Genomic DNA, 22524 nt, shown 5'->3' with positions numbered 1-22524 from the left:
CTTAGGACTTGATGATTCCCAAGGCTGATTGGGGCGTCGTCCTGCGGGATGGGTCACCCTGTGGCGAGGATGTGGGCATGTTGACTGTTGAGATCTACTCGGACACGGAGTGGATCCTCTCCGAGCTGACCTCCGACGACAGGTCCGCCGCCGATGTGATCGGCGAGGCGATCCGCCTCGCGGCAGGGCTCCGCAGGGCGGAGCGGGACCGTGTTCGCTGGATGGAGCAGGCCAGCGCCGATGCCCAGCGACTGGCAGACGACCCCGCCGACAGGGCCGAGATAGAAGCGATCATGAGAGACATGGAGAACTTGCGCTTTCGGTGACAAATGAAGAGGTGGGGAGAGGACCTATCGCCCTCGCCGTGCTCTCACGGCGCACTGCCGGATTACAGCGAGGGGGATGGTGACACCGAGGTCTCAGGTTCGGCGGGGTAGGTCGAAGTCGTCGGCCTTGATGCCGTTGATGAAGGTGGTCCATTCGGCGGGGGTGAAGAAGAGGTTGGGGCCGTGCGGGTTTTTGGAATCGCGTACGGCGATCAGCTGGGGGTGTCCGGGTTTGTGGGCGGGGCCTTCGGTGAGGTTTTCGAGCTCCGCGACCTCGACACAGTTTCCGCCGTTGTTGCCGCTGAGGCTTGACTTGCGCCACCGTGCCTTGCTCAGGTCCATTTCTCCTCCGCCGTTCTCTTAATGAGGTCCGTCGACATGTTCGGCGGCAGGGCCTGGATGCGAATGGCCTCGAACCGCTGGACGGCCATTGTGATGTCGTCCCGGTGGCCGGTCGTCAGTCCGCGAATGGCCGTTTCCAAATACGCTACCTCGCCGCCGTCTTCCAGGGGCGCGATCGCGAATCCGGCCAGCAGGCCGGAACGGACGTGACCGGAGGGAACGACCTGCACGCTGATTCGCGGGCAGGCGATAGCGGCGATGTGCTCCAGTTGGGCACGCATGACATCGGGACCTCCCACCAGCAGGTTGAGGACCGTCTCGCTGATCACGCAGCGGAGGGTCGGCGGGTTCTCGCGGGTCAGAATGCTCTGACGCCCCAGGCGGGCCGCGACGCCTCGTCATCGCCCAGCAGGGCGTATGCGTACGCCTCGGTCTGGAGCAGTCCGGGGACCATCAGTGGCTCGTAGGTCCGGAGCGTGACGGCGACAACCCGTACGGCAAGTCGGTCTGGTTCCAACTGGCGGCCTGGCCGTAGGGGTGGGGGCCGGCCTCGTCGTTGACGACGTTCCTTGCCTGTTCGGGCACGGGTCTCGCCTCCGGGCGTGATGCCGGCGCCCTGATGATTGTCTCAATGATGGTTGTATCAGAATTGGTTGGGAAGTTGACAGTTGGAAACATGTGGATTTAGAGTCCTGGCACACAACTCATCGAAGGACATAACGATCATGCGTACTGTCGCCGTCATGGACTCCCACCTCGCCTACACGGAGGCCGGGGAGGGGGAGTCGTCGGTGGTGTTCCTGCACGGCAGCCCCACCTCGTCCTACATCTGGCGCAATGTCATCCCGCACGTCGCCGATCGCGCCAGGATCCTGGCCCCGGACCTGATCGGGATGGGCGCCTCAGGAAAACCCGACATCGGCTACCGCTTCGCCGACCATGCCCGCTACCTGGACGCGTGGTTCGAGGCCATGGGGTTGGAGGAGGTCGTCCTGGTCGGACACGACTGGGGCGGCGCACTGGCCATGGACCGCGCCGCCCGCCACCCCGGCCTGGTGCGCGGCGTCGCCCTCCTGGAGACGTTCCTGCGGCCGCAGATGTGGGCGGAACTGCCGCAGGAGGTGATCGACCATTCCCAGGCGCTGCGCACCCCCGGGCTCGGCGAGCGGCTGCTGCTGGAGGAGAACGCCGCCATCGAGTACGCCCTGCCCCACCCCTTCGCCATCAAGAAGGGACTCAGCCCGCACGACCACGACGTCTACCGGGCGCCCTACACCGAGCCGGCGTCGCGCCGTCCGCTCCTGCAGTGGCCGCGCGAGATCCCCTACGACCGTGAACCGGCCGATGTGGCCGAACGCATGGACGCCTACGGCGCATGGCTCGCCACCAGCCCGGAGGTGCCCAAACTGCTCCTCACGGTCGAGGAAGGCGTTGGTATCGCCTCCCCGGAGATGGTGGACTGGGCCCGCCGGAACATCGCCGCCCTCGAAATCGAAGGCATCGGGCCCGCCGGACACCAGGCCCCTGAGGACCAGCCGCACGCCATCGGGCAGGCCATCGCCGGCTGGCTGAACCGGCACCACCTCCTCTCGCCGGCTCGGGCGAACGCTTGATCCATGTGTCGGTTTCCGAGGTCGAGTACACGAATGGCCGAAGTGATCTGCGCACCCCATGCCGCGTGTGGTCAGTTCACCAGCACGATCTTCCCGCGGGCGTGACGGCTCTCGCTCAGCTCGTGCGCGGCGGTGGTCTCGGTGAGCGGGAACGCCGCCGCGACCGGCACCCGTAGCCGGCCCTGCCCGGCGAGCTTGACCACGATGCCGAGGCCGTGCACCGCCAGCGGATCGGCGGCTCCAACGGCCGCCGCCGTGTCACCGGCCGGCACGCCGCGCAAGAGCCCGCCCACTCCCCGGATCGGCACGGGTGGTCACGCTGTCCCGTCCTCCGCGAAGATCTTCCTCGCCCCACTCGGCAATGACGAAAGAGACCATCACGTGGATGACGGACGGCCCGCGGCCGATGAGGTGTACAGGCACTATCGGCGGCTTGTCGGCGAGCCCGTACCACCTGCACTGGATGTGGCGTTGTGCTGGACGGTCGTCGTCCCCAACGCCGGCGCGGTGCCTCTCACCGTGGAGGACATCGGTACCCGATTGAGCAGGGGCGCCGGGCACGAGGTCCACGAAGCGGCCGGCCTTGACGTCGTCGACCTTCCCGACTACCGCCTGAATCCGCCTCCGGTGGCCGTGGACCGGGCCGGGTCGGCGATCGTCTTGTACGGACTCGACCATCTCGGGGTGCCTCCGGCGGTGACTCGGCCCCTGAGCACAAATGCCCGCGTCTACAACGCCTGGTGGAACGTCAACTCCGTGAACTACCTGTCCCTCGCCGTCGACGGCGAGGTTCTCCTGTCGATCGACGGGCTGTTCCCTGGACGCCCTGAGGACCACCCGAACCTGGCATGGTGGCCGGAATTGACGGCGATCAGCGGGTTCTTCCTCGACTACGAGGACACCGCCTGGATCGGGAGAGACGACAACTGGGACTGGAAGGCGGGCTTCTTGACGGGCATCGAGCTGGCTACAGGGGTGCGGCTGGACCGCAGGTGGTTGAATGCGAAACATCCCTACCTGACCTTCTCAGGCCCTGTTACGCACTGAACGCCCAAAGTCATCCAGAGACCCGTCAGCTTACGCACGCCCTTCGCTGGATGCGACCTGCGATTGGTATCTCCCTGACCTAGGAGAATAGTGAGATGCCCCAGCCATCGACCTCGCTTTCAGGCCGGTGGCCGGTCGCGCCCTCCAGTGCCACCGACTGGCTGCGAGAACTTGCCGGCGACGGCCTCACCGGCTTCATGCCGCCTCCGCTCCCGGACGCAGCCTATGTACGAGCATGATCAGATGGCCCATCACGATCGCTCCGCCGACCGAGGGCAGCATGGACCGCGAGACCTGGAACCATCTGATCGGCCTGCTCCGTGCCCATAGCCCTGCGGGCGCGGACACTCGCATGCCGGGTGGGGATCTGGGGCGACCTGAATACTTTGCCCTTGCGCTAAGTGTTTCGGCGGGCAATACTTAGCCGCATGGCACAGTATTCGGCCGAGCTCGACGGCGTGTTCGTCGCCCTCGCCGACCCGACGCGACGCGGCGTCATCCGACGCCTCGGCCGCGGCCCGACGAGCGTGGGCGATCTCGCCCGCGAGTTCCCGATGACCCTTCCCTCCTTCATGAAGCACGTGCGGACGCTTGAGGCGAACGGCCTGATCCGCACGGTCAAGCTCGGCCGGGTGCGCACCTGCGTGCTCAACCGCGACCGTCTCGCTCTCGTCGACGGCTGGCTCGCGGAGCAGCGCCGGATCTGGGAAGAGCGCACCGACCGGCTCGAACACCTCGTCACCGACCAGAAGGAGGAACGACCATGAACCCCGATCTCGACCTGACCCTGCAGCGGGTCATCCGCGCCCCCCGCGCCGCCGTGTGGAGCGCGTGGACCGATCCGTCCCTGTTCGAGAAATGGTGGGTTCCGGCGCCGGCCGTGTGCCGCGTCGACCGCCTCGACGTCCGGCCCGGCGGCGCGTTCGTGACGCGACTGAGCGACGACGGGGTGGACTTCGTCCCGCACATCGACGCGACCTTCCTCGTCGTCGACGAGTCCGAGCGGATCGTGTTCACGAACGCGATCGACAGCGCCTGGCGCCCCGCGAATCCCGCGCCGGTGCCCATGACGGCCGAGGTCACGCTGAGCGACCACCCGGACGGCACGGACTACCGGGTCGTCGTCCGGCACGGAGATCCGGCCGCCCGCGTCCGCCACGAGGAACTCGGCTTCCTCGAAGGCTGGGGGTCGGTCACCAAGCAACTCGCCGTGGTCGCGGAGAGCCGGGCCGCGCGGTGAAGATCGCTCTCACCGAGTTCGTCACCCTCGACGGGGTCAGCCAGGGCCCCGGCTCGCCGACCGAGGATACGAGCGGCGGCTTCACCCGGGGCGGCTGGCTCGTGCCCCACCTGGACGAACTCTTCGTCCGGCGTACCTCCGACTGGCTGGACCTCGCCGACGGCCTGCTGCTCGGGCGGCGAACCTACGAAGCGTTCGCTCGGGACTGGCCGCGGATCACCGACCCGGATGACCCGTACACCGAGCGGATGAACTCACTACCGAAGTACCTGGTGACCAACACCCGCACCGAAGGGAGTTGGCATCCGACGACCGTGCTGCGCGGTGACCCGATCCAGACCGTCGGGGAACTCAAGACGCGGCCAGGACGGGAACTCCAGATCCACGGGAGCGCGCGACTCGGCAACGCCCTGTTGGCGGCGGGCCTCGTCGACACACTCCGGCTCGTCGTCGCCCCGGTCGTGACCGGTTCCGGGCGGCGGCTGCTCGACCACCCGGGCGCACCCGCCGGCCTCCGACTCGTCCGCCACGAGGTGACGGCGAACGGCCTGCTGCTGCTCCAGTACGAGACCGTCGGCGCTGCCCCGGTAGCGGAATACGAGGGCGTCACGGCCTTCGTCTAGTGCGGTGATCGGGACCGGATACGTTCACCGGGTTTGATCATGCCGAATCTCGGTGGGATCGGTCTCAGCGTCGCCGGCGTTCGCGGTGCAGCCGGCCGGGCCCGGCAGGTCGGCGCCTGCGGATGGAGCCGTGCTCGTCGGCGACCGACCAGATGAGGTCCGCGTACCCCTGGTGGTCACCGCTCAGGATTCTTCCTTCGTCCGCTTCTCGGGGGAGGGCCGGACGGCGCCGTGGGTCAGGCCGTCGGATATCAGCTGGATCAGATCCTCGCCGAGGGCGGCGGCCCGGCGCAGCGAAGCCTGGAACTCCGCCAGCCTCCTGAACGCCTCGCCGTACAGCCGCTGCTCCCCGATCGGCAGCAGCGGGAGTTCCGCGCGGCGTACGTCCACCTGGGCGCGGCTGCCCACGGTGGCGTAGTTGCGCAGGTTGACCGAGCCGCTCAGGAAGCCCGCCACGAAATGGGGGTCGAGCAGGGCGGGGTCGGGGCGGAGCAGGGAGAGGCGGAGGCCGAGGACGGGGTCGCCCTCCCCGGCGACCCACGCCACCGGTCGCCGTGCGACATTGGGCAGCAGCACGTCACCGGGCCGCACGATGATCTCGTGCTGTACGGCCGTGCCGGGCGTGGTCGCGGTCGGCGAGGTGCCGTCGACGACGTCCTCGGCGGTGAGGACGGTGAGGCCGTCCGGGACCTCGGAAGGCTCGCCGGGCCGCACCGGGCTCTGGTGGTGGATCGTCAGCATGCCGCGCCGCAGGAGTTCGGCGAGCGGGACCATCGGGAGGTCCTTCGGTCCCCGGGACGACTCGACGGTCGGCGCCAGCTCCGCGACGAGGCGGAGGAGGTCGGCCACCCGGTCGCGCTGCCCGGTGACACGCTCGGGCGACAGGTCCGCGGGCGGTGGCGCGAGGTATCGGGCGGGGGTGAGGTCGATGTCGTCGTCGAGCACGTCGATGGTCGGGACGGCCCGGCTGACGCCCGGTTCGTCGACGTCCGCACCGGCCTCGAAGCGTTCCCAGGCGTCCGCGGCGACCCGCGCGAAGCCCTCCTGCCGGTCGGAGGTGTCGACCATCAGGACGTGACCTGGCGTACCGGAGTCCGCGGGTCTGCGCAGCATCCACAGGGTCAGGGCGACCGCCGTGTTGGGGATGCTGCCGAGCGGGAGCGTGATCACCGCCCTGAGCGCCCCCCGGCGGATCAGCTGGGCGCGGACCCGGCGCCCTGACCTGCGGTTGGCCACGGCGGGCGGCATGAGCATGACCGCGGTGCCGCCGGGCCTTAGGTGGGAGAGGGCGTGCTGGACCCAGGCGAGTTCGGGCTCCATCCGGGGCGGCAGACCGTACTCCCAGCGGGGGTCGGCGGTCAGCTCCTCGTATCCCCAGGCGCGGTCGTTGAACGGCGGGTTGCACACGACCGCGTCCACCAGGGTGCCGGAGAACGCGTCCTGCCGGAGGGAGTCGCCGGAGGAGACGCGCACGGTGGCGGCGTGCAGCGCGAGATGCGCGGCGGTCAGCCGGGCGGTCGCCTCGTCGGCGTCCTGGCCGAGGAGCAGGCGTACACCACCGTCCGTGCGGTCGCGCACCGCCTTCAGCAGCGTTCCCGAGCCGCAGGCCGGGTCGAGGACGAGCTCGGGGGAGGGGCCGCAGAGCTCGGCCATGAGCCGGGCGACCGGCTCGGGGGTGGCGTACATCCGCTTGGTGTGCAGTTCGAAGTAGCGCTCGCGGAGGAACCCGAAGGTCTTCCCGGCGCCGTCCTCGGCGGCCAGGGCGGCCACCCGGCGCAGCAGCGGCAGCCGTCCCCGGATGAGGCACTTCGGCGGCGGCGGGTTCCGCATCGGCGCGGCGCACGCGGCCAGGACCCGTTCGGGAAGCACGGCCGCCACGGCCGCGTCGTCGGCGGCGGAGAGTGCCGCCCAGTCGTCACCCTCCCGGTCCAGGTAGACCAGGAAGGCGCCGAGGTCGGCGATCAGGTCGGCGAGATCCTCCTCCGGCACGCCCGCGCGCAGGTCCTGCCAGAGCCACTCGCGGGCCGGGAGCGCCCTGCCCTCGCTGTGGCCGAGCAGCCACTCCTTGATCTCGCCGAGGGAGAAGGCGGGGCTGGTCGCGGTGCCGCCGACAGGTTGGGGGAAGTCGTCGTGCCGACGGCGCCAGTTGCTCACCGCGGCCCGGCCCACGTCACCCAGCCGGGCGATGTCCGCCGCGGTCACCTGGACGTCCCTGTCCACCTGGTCCTCCGTGTCGGTCGCGGTCGCCCGGACGTCCTTGTCCACCGGCTCCCCATTATCCGCCGCGGTCACCTGGACGTCCCTGTCCATCCGGTCGGCCGGACGTCCCGGTTCATCGGCTCCTTCATATCGGTCCAGGTCTGCCCGGTCGTCCCGTTCACGGGTTCTTCGGGCTCGATGTCCGTGTCGATTGGAACGTACCTGAGTTTGTCACCTCCATACAGCGTCCTCAAAGTTATTGGTCGATTCCATCAACACGTGTTTTACTGAACTTTATTGGACACTAAACAACATCATGGAAGGAACCGATGCCACGTGATCACCCCCACCACGCGCATCGACCGGTTCCAGGCCCGCACGTCACGCGGCAGGCGGCGGCTCCGCTCCGGGCGGGCCGTGCACCTGCTGGACATCGAGAACCTGACCAGATCCACCCGCCCCACCACCCTCGCGGTCGCCGAGGTCATGACCCTCTACCGGCGGGTCGTCCCGATCGGCCCGATGGACCAGTTCGTCGTCGCGGTCAATCACGGCGCGCTCGTCCCGGTCGGGATCGCCTTTCACGGTGTGCAGCTGCTGGCCCGCTCCGGCCCCGACGGCGCGGACCAGGCCCTGGCCGAGGCCGCCCGGGGCGACCGGATGGACCAGCGGTTCGACCGGGTCGTGATCGGCTCGGGCGACGGTTACTTCGCCGATCTGGCCTGCTGGCTCGCCGAGTGCGGTGTGCACGTCACCGTCGTCTCCCAGCGTGAGTCACTCAGCCGCCGCCTGCGCGCCGAGGTGTCCGCCGTCATCACGCTGGAACCGCCGGTGGCACAGGTGGCCTGACCTACGGGAGCGTCGTCACGACCGGGGCGCGGCCGATTCCAGGATCTTCGCGATTCTGCCGACGTCGGTCTCGGTGGTGCGCCAGTTGCTGAACGCGGCACGCAGCGCGGGCACCCCGGCGTGGACCGTCGGGGTGAGGAAGGCCTCGCCGGACTCGGTGATCGCGCCGACCACCTCTCCGATCCGTTCGGGGGAGGGGGCGGAGGCGAGGGTGAAGCAGACCACGTTGAGCCGTACCGGGGCGAGCAGCCGGTAGGCGGCCATCGAGGCGATCCGCTCGGCGAGCCCGGCGGCGAGGGCGATGTCGCGGCGGACGATCTCCGCGTGCCCCTCGCGTCCGTAGGCGGCCAGCGTGAACCAGGCTGGTAGCGCACGCAGGCGCCGTGAGTTCTGCGGGGTCAGGTGCGCGAAGTCGGGCTCCTCGCTCAGCGGGGTGAGATAGGCGGCCGAGTTCGAAAAGACGCGGGCCTGCAGGTCACGGCGGCGGGTGAACTGGATCGCGCTGTCGTAGGGCACGTTCAACCACTTGTGCAGGTCCGCGCAGACCGAGTCGGCCTCGCCGAGGCCCGCGACGAGGTGGGCGTGCTCGGGGGAGAGCGCGGCGAAGGCGCCGAACGCGGCGTCCACGTGCAGCCAGAAGGGGTGACGCTCGCGCAGGGCGGCGATGGCGCGCAGGTCGTCGAAGTCGACGGTGTTCACCGTGCCGGCATTGGCGACCACGATCGCCGGTGCGCCATCCAGCCGGTCGAGTTCCTCGGCGAGCAGGGCCACGTCCACCGCCTCCCGCCCCGGCAGGACGCCGACGTGCCGGATCGCCGACCGTCCCAGCCCGAGCATGGACAGCGACTTGACGACGCTGGAGTGCGGGCTCGCCGACAGCACCGTCACCGGCCCGAGCGCGGCTGCGCCCGCCTCGGCCACCGACACGCCGCGCAGTTCGCCCAGCCACTCCCTGGCGATCGCCAGGCCCGCGAAGTTGGACATAGTCGCACCGCTGACGAACGTCCCCTCGTGCTCCGGCGGCAGGCCGAAGAGGTCGCGCAGCCAGGCGACCGTCTCCCGTTCGAGGTCCGGGGCGAGGGAGTCCAGGCCGGAGGTGGGGTTCTGGTCGAGGGTGCCGGTCAGCCAGTCGCCCGCCAGCGCGGCGGGTGTCGCGCCACCCGTGACGAAGCCCAGGTAGCGGGGGCCCGCGCTGGCCGCGAAGCCCGGTTCCCAGCGCCGCGCGAACATCTCCATCGCCCCCTCCAGACCGATTCCCGTCTCCGGCAGGGACTCGGGCGCCGGTCGCACCGGCGTCCGCGCCGCCGGGCGGTCGTCGAGCCCGGCGAGGAGACGCACGGCGTACGCGCGGGTGGCCTCCATCAGTTCGGGTACGCGGGCGCGGTCGGCTCCCAGGGGTCCGCGGATGTGATCGGCCTTCGGCACCCCGGACAGGCGGTCGTCCCCGCCGCCGGACGGTCCGGGCTCCTGGTCGTCGTCGGCGCTCGATGGTCCGTGCCGATACTCTCCGCCGCTGTGTGACGGTTCGGGCTGCTGGTCGCTGTTGGTGTTCGTTGGTCCAGGCCAGGGGCCGCCGCCGAGGTGCGGAGAGCCGGGAATGGGAGCGGTGCCCGCGTCGGGTCTGACGTTCATGCTTCGACGCTAGGAAACGGAGCATGTTCGCGTCGTGGTCCAATCACGGCAAACTGGACCAGTGCTCAAGGATGTTCTGGCAGGATGGCGGCGATTCGGCGGCCCTCTCGCGGGTGCGCTGGCCGTCGCGCTGCGCGAGGCGGTGCTCGACGGGCGCGTACGCGTCGGGGACCGGCTGCCCTCGGAACGGCGCCTGGCCGGTGAGCTCGGGGTGAGCCGGGGAACGGTCGTCGCCGCCCTGTCCCGGCTGCGCGAGGAGGGCTGGCTCGTCACCGAGCACGGCAGTGGCAGCAGGGTGCGGCTGCCGCGGAACCTCGGTGAGCGCTACGCGCCCCTGTCGGTGGACGGCCGGGGCTCGCTCCTCGACCTGCGGCGCGCCGTTCCCGCCGCCCCGCGCGCGATCGTCACCGACGCCGTCACCCGCGCGCTCGGCAGGTCGGCGGGGCTGCTGCTGGAGAGCGGCGAGCCCGGACCCGGCCTGCCCGAGCTGCGCGAGCTGATCGCCCGGCGTCACACCGGAGAGGGATCGGCCACCCGCCCCGAACAGATCCTGGTCACCTCGGGAGCCCGTGCCGCGCTGGCGCTGCTCGTCACCCATCTCGGCCCGCGCAGAATCGTGGTGGAGAACCCCACCTTCTTCGACAGCCTCGCCACGCTCAGGCGCTTCGGTATCCGTACCGTCCCCGTGCGGGTCACCGCGGCGGGATGGGACGACGACCAGCTCGCCACCGCCTTCCGCGAGGCTGCGGGGGGAGCCGCCCTGCTGACCCCCGACTTCCAAAACCCGACCGGAGTGCTGATGGGTTCCGAGGACCGCCGGAAGGTCGCGGAGCTGGCGGCCAGGTACGGGGTGACCGTGATCGTGGACGAGACCGTGCGCGACCTGGACCTGCGCGACCATCCGGTGCCCGAGCCCCGGATCGACCGGGCCGTCACGATCGGTTCCCTGAGCAAGACCGTGTGGGGAGGGTTGCGGGTGGGATGGATCCGGGGCCCGGCCGCGCTGATCCGTGAACTCCTCCTCGACCCGATCAGCGATCTGTACGCCCCGCCGCCCATGGAGCAGCTCGTGGCCTGTGAGGTCTTACCCCTCATGGGCCGCTTGCTGGGCCAGCGCAGGAGCGAGCTGCGGCGCCAGCGCGACCATCTGGCCGGAAGCCTGGACGGGGACGACGCCTGGAGCTTCTCCCTCCCGCAGGGCGGCCTGGCGCTCTGGCTGCGCCTGAACGGTGTGTCCGGTGAGGCACTCGCGGGGAAGGCGGCCGAGGCAGGACTCAGCCTGCTCCCGGGGCCGGTGTTCTCATCTGACGGCACCCGGGCCAACCGGCTGCGGGTGCCGTACACCGCCCCGATCGAGACCCTCGACCGGGTCGTCGAACAGCTCAGGCGAGCCCACCGGTCCTGAAAGGCACGTGTCGACCGTCCGCAGCAGGAGCGCGAACCCGGTCGCGGTCACCACCGGCAGCGTGACCAGCACCCACAGGCCCACCGGCGTGCTGTTGCGGATCATCATCGACCTGGTGGCGGCGGAGCGGCTCCTCGCGGAAGACCTTGTTCCGCGAGGAGCCGCCGGTGGCCATGGGAACCCTGTCGGTCATGACCAGTGCCACTCGATCGAGGCCGTGGCGCGGCGCTCGGCCAGCCATTCGGTGAACGCCACCCGCCCGGCCGCGGCCAGGGTCCGCTCGTCCGCCGACGCGTCCGCGCGCCCCAGGACGACCCCGGTGAGGAAGGTGCCGGCATGGGCCACCGGCCCGACGACGTCTCCCGGCTCGGCGTCACGCAGCGGCTCGGGCAGCTCGAAGGCGAGGCGCTCGGCGATCGTCGTCTCGATCTCGTCGTTGGGGCCGCTGAAGGCCGCGCCGAGGAGCTCCATCGGGTCACCGGAGATGTCCGCGAGGCGCCGCTCGGATCCGATGCTCCAGAGCGCGCGTACCCGGTCGAACTTCCCGGGGTGCGCGGCCAGGTAGTCCGGGCCGAGCTCGGCCTCCCTGCGGCGGCGGAACTCGTCGGCCGCGGCCTGCGATTCCTCGTCGCCGACCGGCGTGTCGTCGTGCCGGATCTCGTTCAGGATCAGGCACCGGTCGACGATCTCGTCGTGCGGGGTCGCGTCGCGGTGTGACAGCGAGCGGATCATGGTGAGCGCCTGGGCGGCCGACAGGTGTATCCCGTCCACGCTGACCAGCAGGTCCGCCGCCCGGTGCATGGAGTGGCCGATCGGCTGGGGGACGCCGTCGTCGGCCTGCGCGGTGAGCGCGACCGCCCCGCCTTCCGGATCCTGGAGCAGCAGGTGAAAGTCGACCACCGAGGTGCCGGGAGACTCGTCGACGACGAACTCCGCCTTCACCTCGGGATGGTCGGCCGCCCACGCGGCGGCCGACTGCCGGGCCTGCGGCACCTCCGCGCGGCGGCGAGGCAGGCCGCGCAGCAGCCGCACCCCGGAGGCGAGCGTCGTTCCGAGGTCACTCATCGAATACCTCCAGTGTGGAGACCCGAGCCTTGGCTCTGGGAAATGAAGGCGCGGCGGAACGGGAATCCCGCTCCGCCGCGCCAGAGCAATCGATGCCCGACCGGCCGGGGCCGGGAGAGCGGCGTGTGCCGCGCCTTCCCCCCTCCCGGCCCTGGCCGGTTCGGCACCTTCCGGAAGGAAGGCGCTTGTCAGCCGAGGTACCTCCGGCGGGTCCGCACTCCGGGAGAGGTCTCTCTCCCGGACGTCTGACCTGCCTTCCGGCATCCACGGCAGGTGGAGCGCCGCCCTGGACGGGGTCTGTTCCCACCCGGGGCGGCGAGTCTGTCGCCGGTCGGCCCACCACTCGCCGACCTGGCCCTGGTCGTCGCGCCAGGACGGGGTCACCGGCCGCCGGCGACCTCGCCCGGCTCGGCGCCCTCGAACGGGAGGTCGTCGACATCGATCCTGGACATGCCCGGCTCCTCCGCGGATCGGGCGCGGTGTTCCTCGTCGAGTGCGGCGCCCGGTGCCTTCCCTTACGTCGAAGACGCTAGCCACCGGCTCTTGTGGTCATCTGAAAGTTGACTTGGTAACCACTGACAGTGCTGGTCACGACGGCGAACGGGCAGGTGTGGCAGGGGGGACCGGCGGAGCGGGACGAAGGTTCTTACTCGCCCGTGCCGCAACTGTGTGCACTTCTGTCACTCGGGTGAGCGCCCGTTTGGCGAACAGGACGCCGACATTCTGGAATGATCGCGTAGATATCCTGTCGGACATCGAGACTGACGGACAGTGACTGATGCCCCCCATCGATCAAATCACCACCTTCGCATCCGACCAGCCGGTGTTAACGATCATCATCGGCGTGTTCGCTCTCGTCCTCCTGGTCGTGGCCTACTTCGCGCTCCGCGCCGTCCAGCGAATGGCGGTCCGCTTCTTCCACTCTCATGTCGCGCCCCGTCCGGTGGAGGACATCCTCACCATCGTCGCCGCCAGCATCGCCACGGGCGTCTCCGCCCAGGGCATGTGGCGCTTCTCCGGTGACGTGCTCGGCTTCGACGGCCCGCTGCGGCTGCTGCTCTTCGCCTTCATCGAGGTCGCCGTCATCACCAGCGCGGTCCGGGCCCGCCGCAACATGCGGGAGAACTTCTCGGCCGGTATCGACGGCATCGCGGTGTGGGCGCTCACCGGCCTGACCGCGGTGCTGTCCAGCATGGACGCCCGCAGCATGGCCGAGGCCATCTTCCGGCTCGCCGCGCCCCTGGTGGCGGCGTGGCTCTGGGAGCGCGGCATGGCGATCGAACGCCACCGGATCAGCGGGCGCTCGCGCATCAACTGGCGGCTCACCCCCGAGCGGGCGCTGGTCCGCATCGGGCTGGCCGAGGTCAGCGACCGTACGGCGAGTGAGGTCGACGCCCACCGCAGGCTGACCCGGGTCGCGCTGGCGGCCAAGCGCGCCCGCGCGCTCCGCGAGTCCGGGGCGTCCGACCGGAAGATGCGCGCGGCCCTCACCAAGCTGGACCGTGCCATGGACCGGGCGGTGGAGCACACCGGCCTGGCCGTCGACTCGGTACGCCAGGAGGCACTGCTCTCCCAGATCGGCGCCCTCTACAACACCTCCGCGCTGATCGACCTGACCCCGCCGGTGCCGTGGGACCCGGAGCCCGAGCCGATGCGCCCCGCGGTGGCCGCGGGACGATCGGTCATCGACGACGATGACGACGAGATCCAGGTGCTGGACGGACCGCCGCCGGTCGTCGACACGGCGCAGCGCGCGGCCCTGATGCGTGCCGCGCGGGAGTACTGGGACAAGCAGATCGAGCGGAGGTTCGTGCCCCGGGCGACGGACATCGCCCACGAGACCGGCGTCTCCCTGGCCACCGCCCGCGAGTACCGGGCGCTGTGGAAGCTGGAGCCCAAGGCTCACGCGCTGCTGGAGGCGGCCTTCCACGAGCACGGGATCATCGACACCGGCACCTTCCCCGCCATCGAGACCGAGCAGGTCCTGACCGTGAACGGCTCCTCCGCCGCTCGCTGACCTCGCGCGGAACGGTGTACCGCAACACGGCACACCTCGCCACCGCCCCCCCGTCCGCGTACCCCGGACGGGGGGCGGTCCGCGTCGCGGGCCGCCCGCGCACATCGGCTCAGGTCGACTCGCGCACGATGAGGTCGGTGGGCAGTATCACCGGCTCCACGTGCTCGGCGCCGTCGATCAGGGCGAGCAGCAGGCGGACCGTCTCCTCGGCGACCCGTTCCAGGGGCTGGCGGATGGTGGTGAGCGGCGGATGGGTGGTGAGCGCCACCGCCGAGTCGTCGAAGCCGCCCACCGCGACGTCCTCGGGCACCCGTCGCCCGGCGGCGCGCAGCGCGGCGAGCGCGCCCGCGGCCATCAGGTCGGAGGCGACGAACACCGCGTCGATGTCGGGGGCACGTTCCAGCAGCCGGGCCATCGCGCTCTCCCCGCCCAGCTGGGTCCAGTCGCCGTGCTCGATCAGCCTTTTGGAGGCCTTGCGGCCGAGTACGTCGGCGAACCCCTCCAGCCGCTGGCTGCCGCCAGGAGTGTCCATGGGGCCGGTGATGGTGGCGATCCTCCTGCGGCCCAGCCCGACCAGGTAGCGGGTCATCTGCCGGGCGCCCTCACGGTCGTTGGCCGCGGCGTAGGGGATCACGTTCTCCTTGCCGATCACCGCGCCGCAGGCGACCGCCGGGATTCCGATGGTCTCCAGGGCGTCCACCAGTGGGTCGCCCGCGTGGGTGGACATCAGCAGCACCCCGTCGGCGTGGCCGCCGCGCACGTACCGGACCACCCGCTCGCGGTCGCCGTCGTCTCCGGCCATCATGATGACCAGGGAAACGTCGCGCGTCGCCAGCCGGCGGATGGCGACGCGGATGGTCGTGCTGTAGTTCGGGTCCTCGAAGACCTTCTCCTGCGGCTCTGAGAGCACCATGACGACCGACCCCGAGCGCTGGGTGACCAGGCTCCTGGCGTTGCGGTTGACGATGTAGCCGGTCTCGGTGATGGCCCGCCTGACCGCGGCGTGCGCCGCGGGACTGACGTACCGGTCGTCGTTGAGCACCCGGGAGACCGTTCCCCGGGAGACCCCTGCCACCGCCGCGACGTCATGGATGGTCGGACGCTTCGCCATGCTCCCCATTTTCCCCTCGACCGGCCGCGTCCCGGACCCACCCGGTACGGCACGGCCACTAGCTTTTCACGGCCCCGCCGGCCAGGTCGGTCCGCCAGTGGCGCTGCATGGTGAGGAAGAGCGCGATCAGCGGGATGATCGACAGCAGGGTGCCGGTGAGGATCAGGTTGTACAGGGAGGGCTGGTTGGCCCCGGCCGCGAGCAGCGTGTAGAGCCCGACGGTCAGCGGGAACCTCTGGTCGTCGCCCAGCATGATGAACGGCAGCAGGAAGTTGTTCCAGATCGCGACGAACTGGAACAGGAAGATGGTCACCATGCCCGGGATCATGAGGGGCAGCGCCACCCGGCGCAGCAGCAGCCAGTGTCCGGCGCCGTCGATGCGCCCGGCCTCCAGCAGGGCGTCGGGGACGGCGGCGGTGGCGTAGATGCGCGCCAGATAGATGCTGTACGGGTGCAGGATCTGCGGGAGCAGGACCGACCAGTAGGTGTCGGCGAGCCCGATCCGGGAGAAGAGCAGGTACTGCGGGATGGCCAGCACCACGGCGGGCACCAGGATGCCGCCGATCAGCAGGTTGAAGATCAGGTTCCGGCCCCGGAAGCGGTACTTGGCCAGCGTGTAGCCGGAGACCGCGGAGACGGCGGTGGAGAGCAGGGCGCCGCCGCCGGCGTACAACAGCGTGTTGAGCATCCACAGCCAGAACACGCCGTCGCGGTAGGCGGCCAGGTCGGCGAGGTTGGTGAGCAGCCCGGTGCCGGGAGCGAAGGTCGAGGTGGAGAAGAGCTCCGCCTTCGACTTGGTGGCGGCGACCAGCACCCAGCTGACCGGCAGCAGGCAGTAGAGCGCGCCCAGCAGCAGGATCGCGGTCGGTGCGATCCCGTACGGGAGCCGCCGTGCGGCGGTGTGGTTCGTGCCGGCCATCAGCTCTCTCCGAAGGCGCGGTCGCGGACGACGCGCAGGAAACCGAAGGACAGGACGAGGGAGATCGCCGCGATGACGATCGAGGTGGCGGCGGCCGAGTAGAGGTCGCCGGTGACGAAGGCGTCGCGGTAGACCTTCATGAGCGGGCTCCAGGTCGAGCTGATCGTGTTGGTCAGCGGCCGCAGCGTGGTCGGCTCGGTGAACACCTGGATCGTGGCGATGACGGAGAACACGGTGGTCAGGATGATCGCGGGCAGCAGGATCGGGATCTTGATCCGCAGCGCTGTCTGGATCTCGCTCGCCCCGTCGATCCTGGCGGCCTCGTAGTAGGTCCTGGGTACGGCGCGCAGGGCGGTGTAGAGCACCAGCATGTTGAAGCCGACGCCGCCCCAGACCGCGATGTTCGCCATGGAGAGGACCACGGTGCCCGAGCCGAGCAGGTCGACGTCGAGCACCTGGCGGATCGGGCTGAGGCTCGGCAGGTAGAGGAAGCCCCACAGCAGGGTGGCGGCCACGCCGGGCACCGCGTACGGCAGGAAGACGGCGATCCTGGAGAAGCGCGCGAGCCGCACGTGCGCCGAGTCCAGCAGCAGCGCGAAGAGCAGGGCGAGCCCGAGCATGACGACGAGCACCAGCAGGCCGTAGCCGAGGACGCGCAGCCAGCCGGCCCACAGCTCGCCGTCGGCGAGCGTCGCGGTGTAGTTGTCGAGGCCGGCGAAGACCTCGCGGCGCGAGCCCTTGCCCAGGCCGAGTCCGGAGACCTTGGTGCGCCGCAGGCTGAGGTAGGCCGTGTAGACGATGGGGACGGCCATGAAGAGCGTGAACAGCGCCATGGCCGGTGCGAGGAAGAGGTAGGGGACGGCGCTCGCGGTGCGGGCGCCGCCGCCGGGACGCTTTGTCATCGGGGTCATTGGGCGAGCTGGAATCCGGACTTCCGCATGTCGGCGACCGTCGCCTCCTGCATCTTGCCGACGGCCTCGGAGAACGCGGACCTGTCCTGTACGGCCTTGTCGAAGGTGTCCTTGAAGGCGTTGTACGTCACGCCGACGTTCGGCCCGAAGGTGAAGCCCCGCGCGGTGGCGGAGATCGCGGCGGCCTGCTGCCAGAAGTCGGGCTGGTTGGAGAAGTAGTCGGGGGCCTCACCGAGCATGGTGCCGCCCTTGGCGGCGGCCGGGTAGACCGCGCCCTCCTTGACGAGCAGGGCGAGCGCCTCGGGGTCGGTGTTGAGCCAGGTCGCGAACTTCGCGGCGGCCGCCCGGTTGGCGGACTTGGCGGCGACCGCGGTGGAGGAGCCGCCCCAGAAGCCGCTGGCGTTCTCGCCGGTGCCCCACTGCGGCAGCGGGGCGATCGCCCATCTGCCCTTGGCCTTGGGGGCGTTGCTGGACAGCACGCCCGGTGCCCAGACGGCCGAGGGCCAGGTCAGCAGCTTGCCGTCGTTGAGCGCCTTGTTCCATTCGGGGGTGAAGTACGGCTGGTCGTCGATGGCGCCCTCTTTGACGAGGCCGCCCCAGTAGTCGGCGACCTTCCTGGTGGCGTCGTCGTCGACCGCGACCTTCCAGGACTCGCCGCTGATCGACCACCACTGGGCGCCGGCCTGCTGGGCGAGGCCGACGAAGGCGCCGGGGTCCTTGCTGGAGAAGGTGCCCAGGAAGACCTTGGGGTCCTTCTTGCGTACGGTGCGGGCGGCCTCGGCGTACTCGTCCCACGTCTTGGGGACCTCGATGCCGTACTTGTCGAACAGGTCCTGGCGGTAGTAGAGCATCATCGGGCCGCTGTCCTGGGGGAGCGCGTAGACGGCGTCGGTGCCGAGCGTGACCAGCCCCCAGACGCCCTCGCCGAACTCGCCCTTCGCCTGCGCCACGTCGCCGGAGAGGTCGGCCACCGCGTCGGCGGCGACGAAGGAGGGCAGCATCTGGTACTCGGCCTGGACCAGGTCAGGGGGGTTTCCCGCCTTGGCCGCGGTCAGGAACTTGGCGGCCGCGTCGTCGCCGCCGGCCTGCTTGCTGACCGTGACCTGGATGTCGGGGTTGGCGCTGTTCCAGGCCGCCGCGATCTTGTCCATGTTGGGAACCCATGTCCAGTAGGTGAGCTTGACCGGCCCCGCGGGGGCCGAGCTCTGCGCGGCCGGGGCGGCCGGCTCCTGGGCGGCGCCGGAACAGCCGGCGGCCAGGGTGGCGGCGAGAGCCGCGGCCGCCGCCACTGCGAGCCGGTTTCTCTGCATGGTTCCTCCGTGTCAGGGATGCCGTGTCGGGGGTGCTGTATCGGGGGTGCTGAGTCGGGGTGCTGAGCCGGGGCTCGGGGCCCGCCGTGCGGAAGTGTCTGTGAACGTTCACAGACTGAAATCCGGGATATCGCCCTGTCAATGCTCGTTACGCTCTTGTTAATCGCCTGCCCTCCTCGATGTTCCTGCGGCGACTCTTCCCTGAGTGTCGGGTTTCGATTACTGTGCACGTTCACAGAGATGAGCCAAGGGGGAGCAGTTGCCTGGATATCCCGTCCTGCCGGAGGGCATCGCGTACGGAGGGGACTACAACCCCGAGCAGTGGCCGGAGGAGGTCTGGCACGAGGACGTCCGGTTGATGCGCGAGGCCGGGGTGAACCTGGTCAGCCTCGGCATCTTCGGCTGGAGCCTGCTGGAGCCGGAGGAAGGGGTCTACGACTTCGGCCGGCTGGATCGGATCATCGACCTGCTCGGCTCCTCGGGCATCAGGGTCGACCTCGCGACACCGACCTCCTCCCCGCCCACCTGGTTTCGGACCGCCCACCCGGGCAGCCACCTGGTCGACCGCGCGGGCCATGTCGTCGCCGGAGGCTCCCGGCACAGCTTCTGCCCCAGCTCCCCGGAGTACGCCGCCGCCTCGGAACGGATCGCCGGCCGGCTCGCCGCCCGCTACGCCGGGCACCCGGCGGTCGTCATGTGGCACGTCCACAACGAGTACGGCTGGGCGAACGCGCGCTGCTACTGCGAGACCTCAGCGGAGGCGTTCCGCGACTGGCTGCGCGAGCGGCACGGGGACGTGGCGGCGCTCAACGCGGCGTGGGGGACCACGTTCTGGGGGCTGACCTACGGCTCGTTCCACGAGGTGGAACCCCCGAGGCTCGCGCCGGCCGGCCAGCTGACCGCCCTGCAGCTCGACTACGCGCGCTTCTCCGTCGACGCGCACATCGCCAACTTCCGCCGCGAGCGCGACGCCATCCGCCGCTTCAGCGACCTGCCGGTCACCACCAACTTCATGATCCCCAACTGCGAGCCGATGGACTACTGGCGGTGGGCCGGCGAGGTGGACGTCGTCTCCAACGACCACTACCTCGACGCCGGGCGGGCCGAGGGCCACATCGAGCTCGCCATGGCGGCGGACCTCACCCGCTCGGTGGCGGGCGGCCGGCCGTGGATGCTCATGGAGCACTCCACCGGCGCCGTCAACTGGCAGCCACGCAACCTCGCCAAGCGGCCGGGGGAGATGCGGCGCAACAGCCTCGCCCACGTCGCCAGGGGATCGGACTCGGTGCTCTTCTTCCAGTGGCGCGCCTCCCGCTACGGTGCGGAGAAGTTCCACTCGGCGATGCTGCCGCACGCCGGGACCGACTCCGAGCTCTGGCGCGACGTGGTCGCCCTCGGCGCCGAGCTGCGCGAGCTGGCGCCGGTGCGCGGCTCCCGCGTCGAGGCCGAGGTCGCGCTGGTGTGGGACTGGGAGTCGTACTGGGCGCTCGAACTGGAGTGGCGGCCCTCGGTGGACCTGAGGTTCCGCGAGCGGGTGGAGGCGTACTACGAGGCGCTCTGGCGCGAGCACGTCACCGTCGACTTCGTCCACCCCGCGGCCGACCTCTCGGCGTACCGGATGGTCGTCGTACCGAGCTCCTACCTGCTCACCGAGGCCGCGGGCAAGAACCTGCACCGCCACGTGGAGGCCGGCGGCCACCTGCTCGTCTCCTGCTTCTCCGGGATCGTCGACGAGAACGACACGATCCACCCCGGCGCCTACCCCGGCGTGCTGCGCGACGTGCTCGGCCTGTCGGTGGAGGAGTTCCACCCGCTGCCGGAGAACGGCACGGTCGCCGTCGGCGACGACGGGCTGACCGGCCGGATCTGGTCCGAGCGGGTCCGCCTCGCCGGAGCGCGTACCGTGCGCGCCTTCACCGGCGGACCGGACGCGGGCCACCCCGCGGTGACCCGCCACGAGCTGGGAGCGGGCACCGCCTGGTACGTCGCCACGGCCCTCGACCCCGGCGTGGGCCCGGACACGGACGGGGACCTGCGGGCGATCCTGCGCGCGGCCCTCGACGCCGCGGGCGTGTCCCGCCCGCGCGGCCTGCCCGACACCCTCGAAATCCTGCGGCGGGGCCGCCACCTCTTCCTTCTCAACCACGGCGACGAGCCGGTCACCGTTCCCGGAGTGAGCGGGACCGGAGTTCTCGACGGCGCCGAGTACGCGGGTTCGGCGACGGTACCGGCCGGCGGCGTCACCGTCGTCGAGCCGGCACCGGACGCGTGAGCTCCCCCGGTGCCGCGCCGGCCACCTGACCGCGGCGCGCCACCGGGGTCTTCGGGGAACTGTCCGCACCACTCCATCCCAGAGCGAGGACACATGAAGAAGATCCTGGTGGCGCTGCTGCTCTGCGCCGCCGCGACGCTCACACCCCTGGCGGCCTCCCCGGCCGCCCTGGCCGCCTCGACGGTCACCAACGGCGGCTTCGAGACGGGAGGCCCGACCGCCGCGCCGACCGGCTGGAGCACCACCGGTTCGGCCGCCGCCGACTTCACCGAGTCCGGTGGCCGAAGCGGCTCCTACCGCCTGTCCCACTGGGCCACCGGCGCGTACACCGTCGAGACCCACCAGACACTGACCGGCCTGAGCGCCGGCACCTACACGCTCCGGGCCTGGGTCAGGTCGGGAGCCGCGAGCCAGAGCTGGATCGCGCTGCGCAACTGCGGTCCCGCCGAGAGGAGGACCCACCTGCCGGTCAGCTCGTCCGAATGGATCCAGATCGCGGTCACCCAGACCGTGACGGGCGGCCAGTGCACGGTGAGCCTCGGCTCCGCCGCCGCGGCGGGCGGCTGGGCCAACTTCGACGACGTCGTCTTCGCCGCGGGGTCGGCGACGCTGGCGATCAAGGGCGCCGACACCTCCAGCCTGCCCAAGTCCGAGGCCCTCGGCGGGAAGTACCGCACCGCCGCCGGCACGCAGGGTGACGCACTGGCCATCATGCGCTCGGCCGGGCTCAACCACGTCCGGCTGAAGGTCTGGGTCAACGCGGCCGACGGCTACAACGACAAGGCACACGTGCTGGCCCTGGCGCGGCGGATCAAGGCCCAGGGCATGGGATTGCTGATCGACTTCCACTACTCCGACACCTGGGCCGACCCCGGCAAGCAGTACAAGCCCGCCGCGTGGGCGGGGTACACGCTCGCCCAGCTCAAGACCGCCGTCTACAACCACACCTACGACGTGCTGAGCGCGCTGAAGGCACAGGGCACCACCGCCGACCTGGTCCAGGTCGGAAACGAGATCAACGACGGCATGCTCTGGGAGGAGGGCCGCAGCTCCAACTTCGGCAACCTCGCCCAGCTCCTCAACTCCGGCTACAGCGCGGTCAAGGCGGTCTCCACCTCGACCAGGGTCGTGCTGCACGTGGCCGAGGGCGGCAACAACCCGCTCTTCCGCTGGTGGTTCGACAGCGCCGCCGCCAACGGCGTGAACTACGACGTGATCGGCGTCTCCTACTACTCCTACTGGCACGGCACGCTCGGCGCGCTGCAGACCAACCTCAACGACATCGCCTCCAGGTACGGCAAGCCGGTCCTGGTCGTGGAGACCGCCTACCCCTTCACCACGGGCAACGACGACGGCCTCACCAACATCATCACCGCGGCGACGCCGTACCCCGGCTACCCGGCCTCCGCCGCGGGCCAGTCGGCGATGCTGCGCGACGTGATGAGCGTGGTGCAGGCCGTGCCGAACGGCCGGGGACTGGGCGTCGTCTACTGGGAGCCCACCTGGACCGCGGTGCCCGGCAACGGCTGGGACCCGGCCGATCCGTCCTCGGGCAACGGGTGGGAGAACCAGGCGCTGTTCGACTTCTCCGACCGGGCGCTGCCCGCGCTCACCCAGTTCACCCACCAGTGATCAACGCGGCT

Annotated in this window: 19 protein-coding genes and 2 pseudogenes; 11 read left to right on the top strand and 10 right to left on the bottom strand. The window is 70.5% G+C overall.

Going from position 1 to position 22524, the window contains the following annotated elements:
• Positions 1-77 precede the first annotated feature (77 nt).
• Positions 78-326 carry a hypothetical protein gene (locus AB0K21_RS33850; RefSeq protein WP_343961925.1) on the top strand — a complete coding sequence of 83 codons (249 nt, stop codon included), beginning with the start codon at positions 78-80 and terminating at the stop codon, positions 324-326.
• Between the two features lie 93 nt (positions 327-419).
• Here AB0K21_RS33850 and AB0K21_RS33845 read toward each other — a convergent pair whose 3' ends face one another.
• Entirely contained in the window at positions 420-668 is a 249-nt protein-coding gene (locus AB0K21_RS33845) for a DUF397 domain-containing protein (RefSeq protein ID WP_343961927.1), read from the bottom strand.
• Positions 659-1122: pseudogene (locus tag AB0K21_RS33840) on the bottom strand (DUF5753 domain-containing protein). The gene AB0K21_RS33845 and the pseudogene AB0K21_RS33840 overlap by 10 nt, the downstream one beginning before the upstream one ends.
• A gap of 214 nt (positions 1123-1336) precedes the next feature.
• Here AB0K21_RS33840 and AB0K21_RS33835 point away from each other — a divergent pair.
• Positions 1337-2281 carry a haloalkane dehalogenase gene (locus AB0K21_RS33835; protein WP_364155746.1) on the top strand — a complete coding sequence of 315 codons (945 nt, stop codon included), beginning with the start codon at positions 1337-1339 and terminating at the stop codon, positions 2279-2281.
• Positions 2282-2352: 71 nt separating this feature from the next.
• On the opposite strand, the pseudogene AB0K21_RS33830 reads toward AB0K21_RS33835, so the two are convergent.
• Positions 2353-2550 (bottom strand): annotated as a pseudogene (locus tag AB0K21_RS33830) (zinc-binding dehydrogenase); the annotation flags it as partial.
• Between the two features lie 112 nt (positions 2551-2662).
• Here AB0K21_RS33830 and AB0K21_RS33825 point away from each other — a divergent pair.
• From AB0K21_RS33825 to AB0K21_RS33810, 4 genes are all read left to right on the top strand, one after another.
• Positions 2663-3328, top strand: coding sequence for a DUF6461 domain-containing protein (locus tag AB0K21_RS33825; protein WP_364155744.1), 666 nt, complete (start codon positions 2663-2665; stop codon positions 3326-3328).
• A gap of 428 nt (positions 3329-3756) precedes the next feature.
• Entirely contained in the window at positions 3757-4095 is a 339-nt protein-coding gene (locus AB0K21_RS33820) for a metalloregulator ArsR/SmtB family transcription factor (protein WP_364155742.1), read from the top strand.
• Positions 4092-4568, top strand: a complete 477-nt coding sequence (locus AB0K21_RS33815) for an SRPBCC domain-containing protein (protein ID WP_364155740.1) — start codon at positions 4092-4094, stop codon at positions 4566-4568. Before AB0K21_RS33820 ends, AB0K21_RS33815 begins: the two co-directional genes overlap by 4 nt.
• Positions 4565-5191, top strand: coding sequence for a dihydrofolate reductase family protein (locus AB0K21_RS33810; RefSeq protein ID WP_364155738.1), 627 nt, complete (start codon positions 4565-4567; stop codon positions 5189-5191). Before AB0K21_RS33815 ends, AB0K21_RS33810 begins: the two co-directional genes overlap by 4 nt.
• 183 nt (positions 5192-5374) lie before the next feature.
• On the opposite strand, the gene AB0K21_RS33805 is transcribed toward AB0K21_RS33810, so the two are convergent.
• On the bottom strand, positions 5375-7501 hold the full coding sequence (locus AB0K21_RS33805; RefSeq protein WP_364155736.1) for an N-6 DNA methylase: 2127 nt from the start codon (positions 7499-7501) through the stop codon (positions 5375-5377).
• Positions 7502-7726: 225 nt separating this feature from the next.
• On the opposite strand from AB0K21_RS33805, the gene AB0K21_RS33800 reads away from it, so the two are divergent.
• Positions 7727-8239, top strand: a complete 513-nt coding sequence (locus AB0K21_RS33800) for an NYN domain-containing protein (RefSeq protein WP_343961941.1) — start codon at positions 7727-7729, stop codon at positions 8237-8239.
• 15 nt (positions 8240-8254) lie between these two features.
• Here the strand turns inward: AB0K21_RS33800 and AB0K21_RS33795 are convergent, their stop codons facing one another.
• Positions 8255-9871: a pyridoxal-dependent decarboxylase gene (locus tag AB0K21_RS33795; RefSeq protein ID WP_364155734.1), complete on the bottom strand. Its 1617-nt coding sequence runs from the start codon at positions 9869-9871 to the stop codon at positions 8255-8257.
• Between the two features lie 61 nt (positions 9872-9932).
• Between AB0K21_RS33795 and AB0K21_RS33790 the strand changes: the two genes are divergently transcribed.
• Positions 9933-11276: a PLP-dependent aminotransferase family protein gene (locus AB0K21_RS33790; RefSeq protein WP_364155732.1), complete on the top strand. Its 1344-nt coding sequence runs from the start codon at positions 9933-9935 to the stop codon at positions 11274-11276.
• Between the two features lie 189 nt (positions 11277-11465).
• Here the strand turns inward: AB0K21_RS33790 and AB0K21_RS33785 are convergent, their stop codons facing one another.
• Positions 11466-12341 (bottom strand): hypothetical protein, encoded by an 876-nt coding sequence (locus tag AB0K21_RS33785; protein WP_343961949.1) that lies wholly within the window; start codon positions 12339-12341, stop codon positions 11466-11468.
• Positions 12342-13185: 844 nt separating this feature from the next.
• Between AB0K21_RS33785 and AB0K21_RS33780 the strand changes: the two genes are divergently transcribed.
• The gene (locus AB0K21_RS33780) at positions 13186-14358 is read left to right on the top strand and encodes a hypothetical protein (protein ID WP_343961951.1); all 1173 of its coding nucleotides are present in this window, start codon (positions 13186-13188) and stop codon (positions 14356-14358) included.
• Positions 14359-14467: 109 nt separating this feature from the next.
• Here the strand turns inward: AB0K21_RS33780 and AB0K21_RS33775 are convergent, their stop codons facing one another.
• From AB0K21_RS33775 to AB0K21_RS33760, 4 genes are read right to left on the bottom strand one after another with little or no spacing between them, the layout of a single operon-like run.
• Positions 14468-15469, bottom strand: coding sequence for a LacI family DNA-binding transcriptional regulator (locus AB0K21_RS33775; protein WP_343961953.1), 1002 nt, complete (start codon positions 15467-15469; stop codon positions 14468-14470).
• A 58-nt stretch (positions 15470-15527) separates the two neighbouring features.
• Complete coding sequence (locus AB0K21_RS33770; RefSeq protein WP_343961955.1) at positions 15528-16388, bottom strand: carbohydrate ABC transporter permease; 861 nt, start codon at positions 16386-16388, stop codon at positions 15528-15530.
• The gene (locus tag AB0K21_RS33765) at positions 16388-17290 is read right to left on the bottom strand and encodes a sugar ABC transporter permease (protein ID WP_343961957.1); all 903 of its coding nucleotides are present in this window, start codon (positions 17288-17290) and stop codon (positions 16388-16390) included. The genes AB0K21_RS33770 and AB0K21_RS33765 overlap by 1 nt, the downstream gene beginning before the upstream one ends.
• A 5-nt stretch (positions 17291-17295) precedes the next feature.
• Positions 17296-18609: an extracellular solute-binding protein gene (locus tag AB0K21_RS33760; RefSeq protein ID WP_364155728.1), complete on the bottom strand. Its 1314-nt coding sequence runs from the start codon at positions 18607-18609 to the stop codon at positions 17296-17298.
• Positions 18610-18868: 259 nt separating this feature from the next.
• On the opposite strand from AB0K21_RS33760, the gene AB0K21_RS33755 reads away from it, so the two are divergent.
• The gene (locus tag AB0K21_RS33755; RefSeq protein ID WP_343961962.1) at positions 18869-20881 is read left to right on the top strand and encodes a beta-galactosidase; all 2013 of its coding nucleotides are present in this window, start codon (positions 18869-18871) and stop codon (positions 20879-20881) included.
• 93 nt (positions 20882-20974) lie between these two features.
• Positions 20975-22513, top strand: a complete 1539-nt coding sequence (locus AB0K21_RS33750) for an arabinogalactan endo-1,4-beta-galactosidase (protein ID WP_364155726.1) — start codon at positions 20975-20977, stop codon at positions 22511-22513.
• Positions 22514-22524 lie beyond the last annotated feature (11 nt).

Source organism: Streptosporangium sp. NPDC049248 (genome assembly GCF_040678965.1).
GTDB classification, from domain to species: Bacteria; Actinomycetota; Actinomycetes; order Streptosporangiales; family Streptosporangiaceae; genus Streptosporangium; species Streptosporangium fukuiense.
The sequence above is the reverse complement of the archived record's forward strand: the minus strand, read 5'-3'. Positions and strand labels throughout refer to the sequence as shown.

Coding starts and splice junctions, on each gene's coding strand:
- AB0K21_RS33795 (WP_364155734.1), bottom strand. CDS start 9,871: ATGAACGTCAGACCCGACGCGGGCACCGCTCCCATTCCCGGCTCTCCG.
- AB0K21_RS33805 (WP_364155736.1), bottom strand. CDS start 7,501: ATGGACAGGGACGTCCAGGTGACCGCGGCGGATAATGGGGAGCCGGTG.
- AB0K21_RS33775 (WP_343961953.1), bottom strand. CDS start 15,469: ATGGCGAAGCGTCCGACCATCCATGACGTCGCGGCGGTGGCAGGGGTC.
- AB0K21_RS33850 (WP_343961925.1), top strand. CDS start 78: ATGTTGACTGTTGAGATCTACTCGGACACGGAGTGGATCCTCTCCGAG.
- AB0K21_RS33760 (WP_364155728.1), bottom strand. CDS start 18,609: ATGCAGAGAAACCGGCTCGCAGTGGCGGCGGCCGCGGCTCTCGCCGCC.
- AB0K21_RS33845 (WP_343961927.1), bottom strand. CDS start 668: ATGGACCTGAGCAAGGCACGGTGGCGCAAGTCAAGCCTCAGCGGCAAC.
- AB0K21_RS33785 (WP_343961949.1), bottom strand. CDS start 12,341: ATGAGTGACCTCGGAACGACGCTCGCCTCCGGGGTGCGGCTGCTGCGC.
- AB0K21_RS33750 (WP_364155726.1), top strand. CDS start 20,975: ATGAAGAAGATCCTGGTGGCGCTGCTGCTCTGCGCCGCCGCGACGCTC.
- AB0K21_RS33765 (WP_343961957.1), bottom strand. CDS start 17,290: ATGACAAAGCGTCCCGGCGGCGGCGCCCGCACCGCGAGCGCCGTCCCC.
- AB0K21_RS33820 (WP_364155742.1), top strand. CDS start 3,757: ATGGCACAGTATTCGGCCGAGCTCGACGGCGTGTTCGTCGCCCTCGCC.
- AB0K21_RS33815 (WP_364155740.1), top strand. CDS start 4,092: ATGAACCCCGATCTCGACCTGACCCTGCAGCGGGTCATCCGCGCCCCC.
- AB0K21_RS33770 (WP_343961955.1), bottom strand. CDS start 16,388: ATGGCCGGCACGAACCACACCGCCGCACGGCGGCTCCCGTACGGGATC.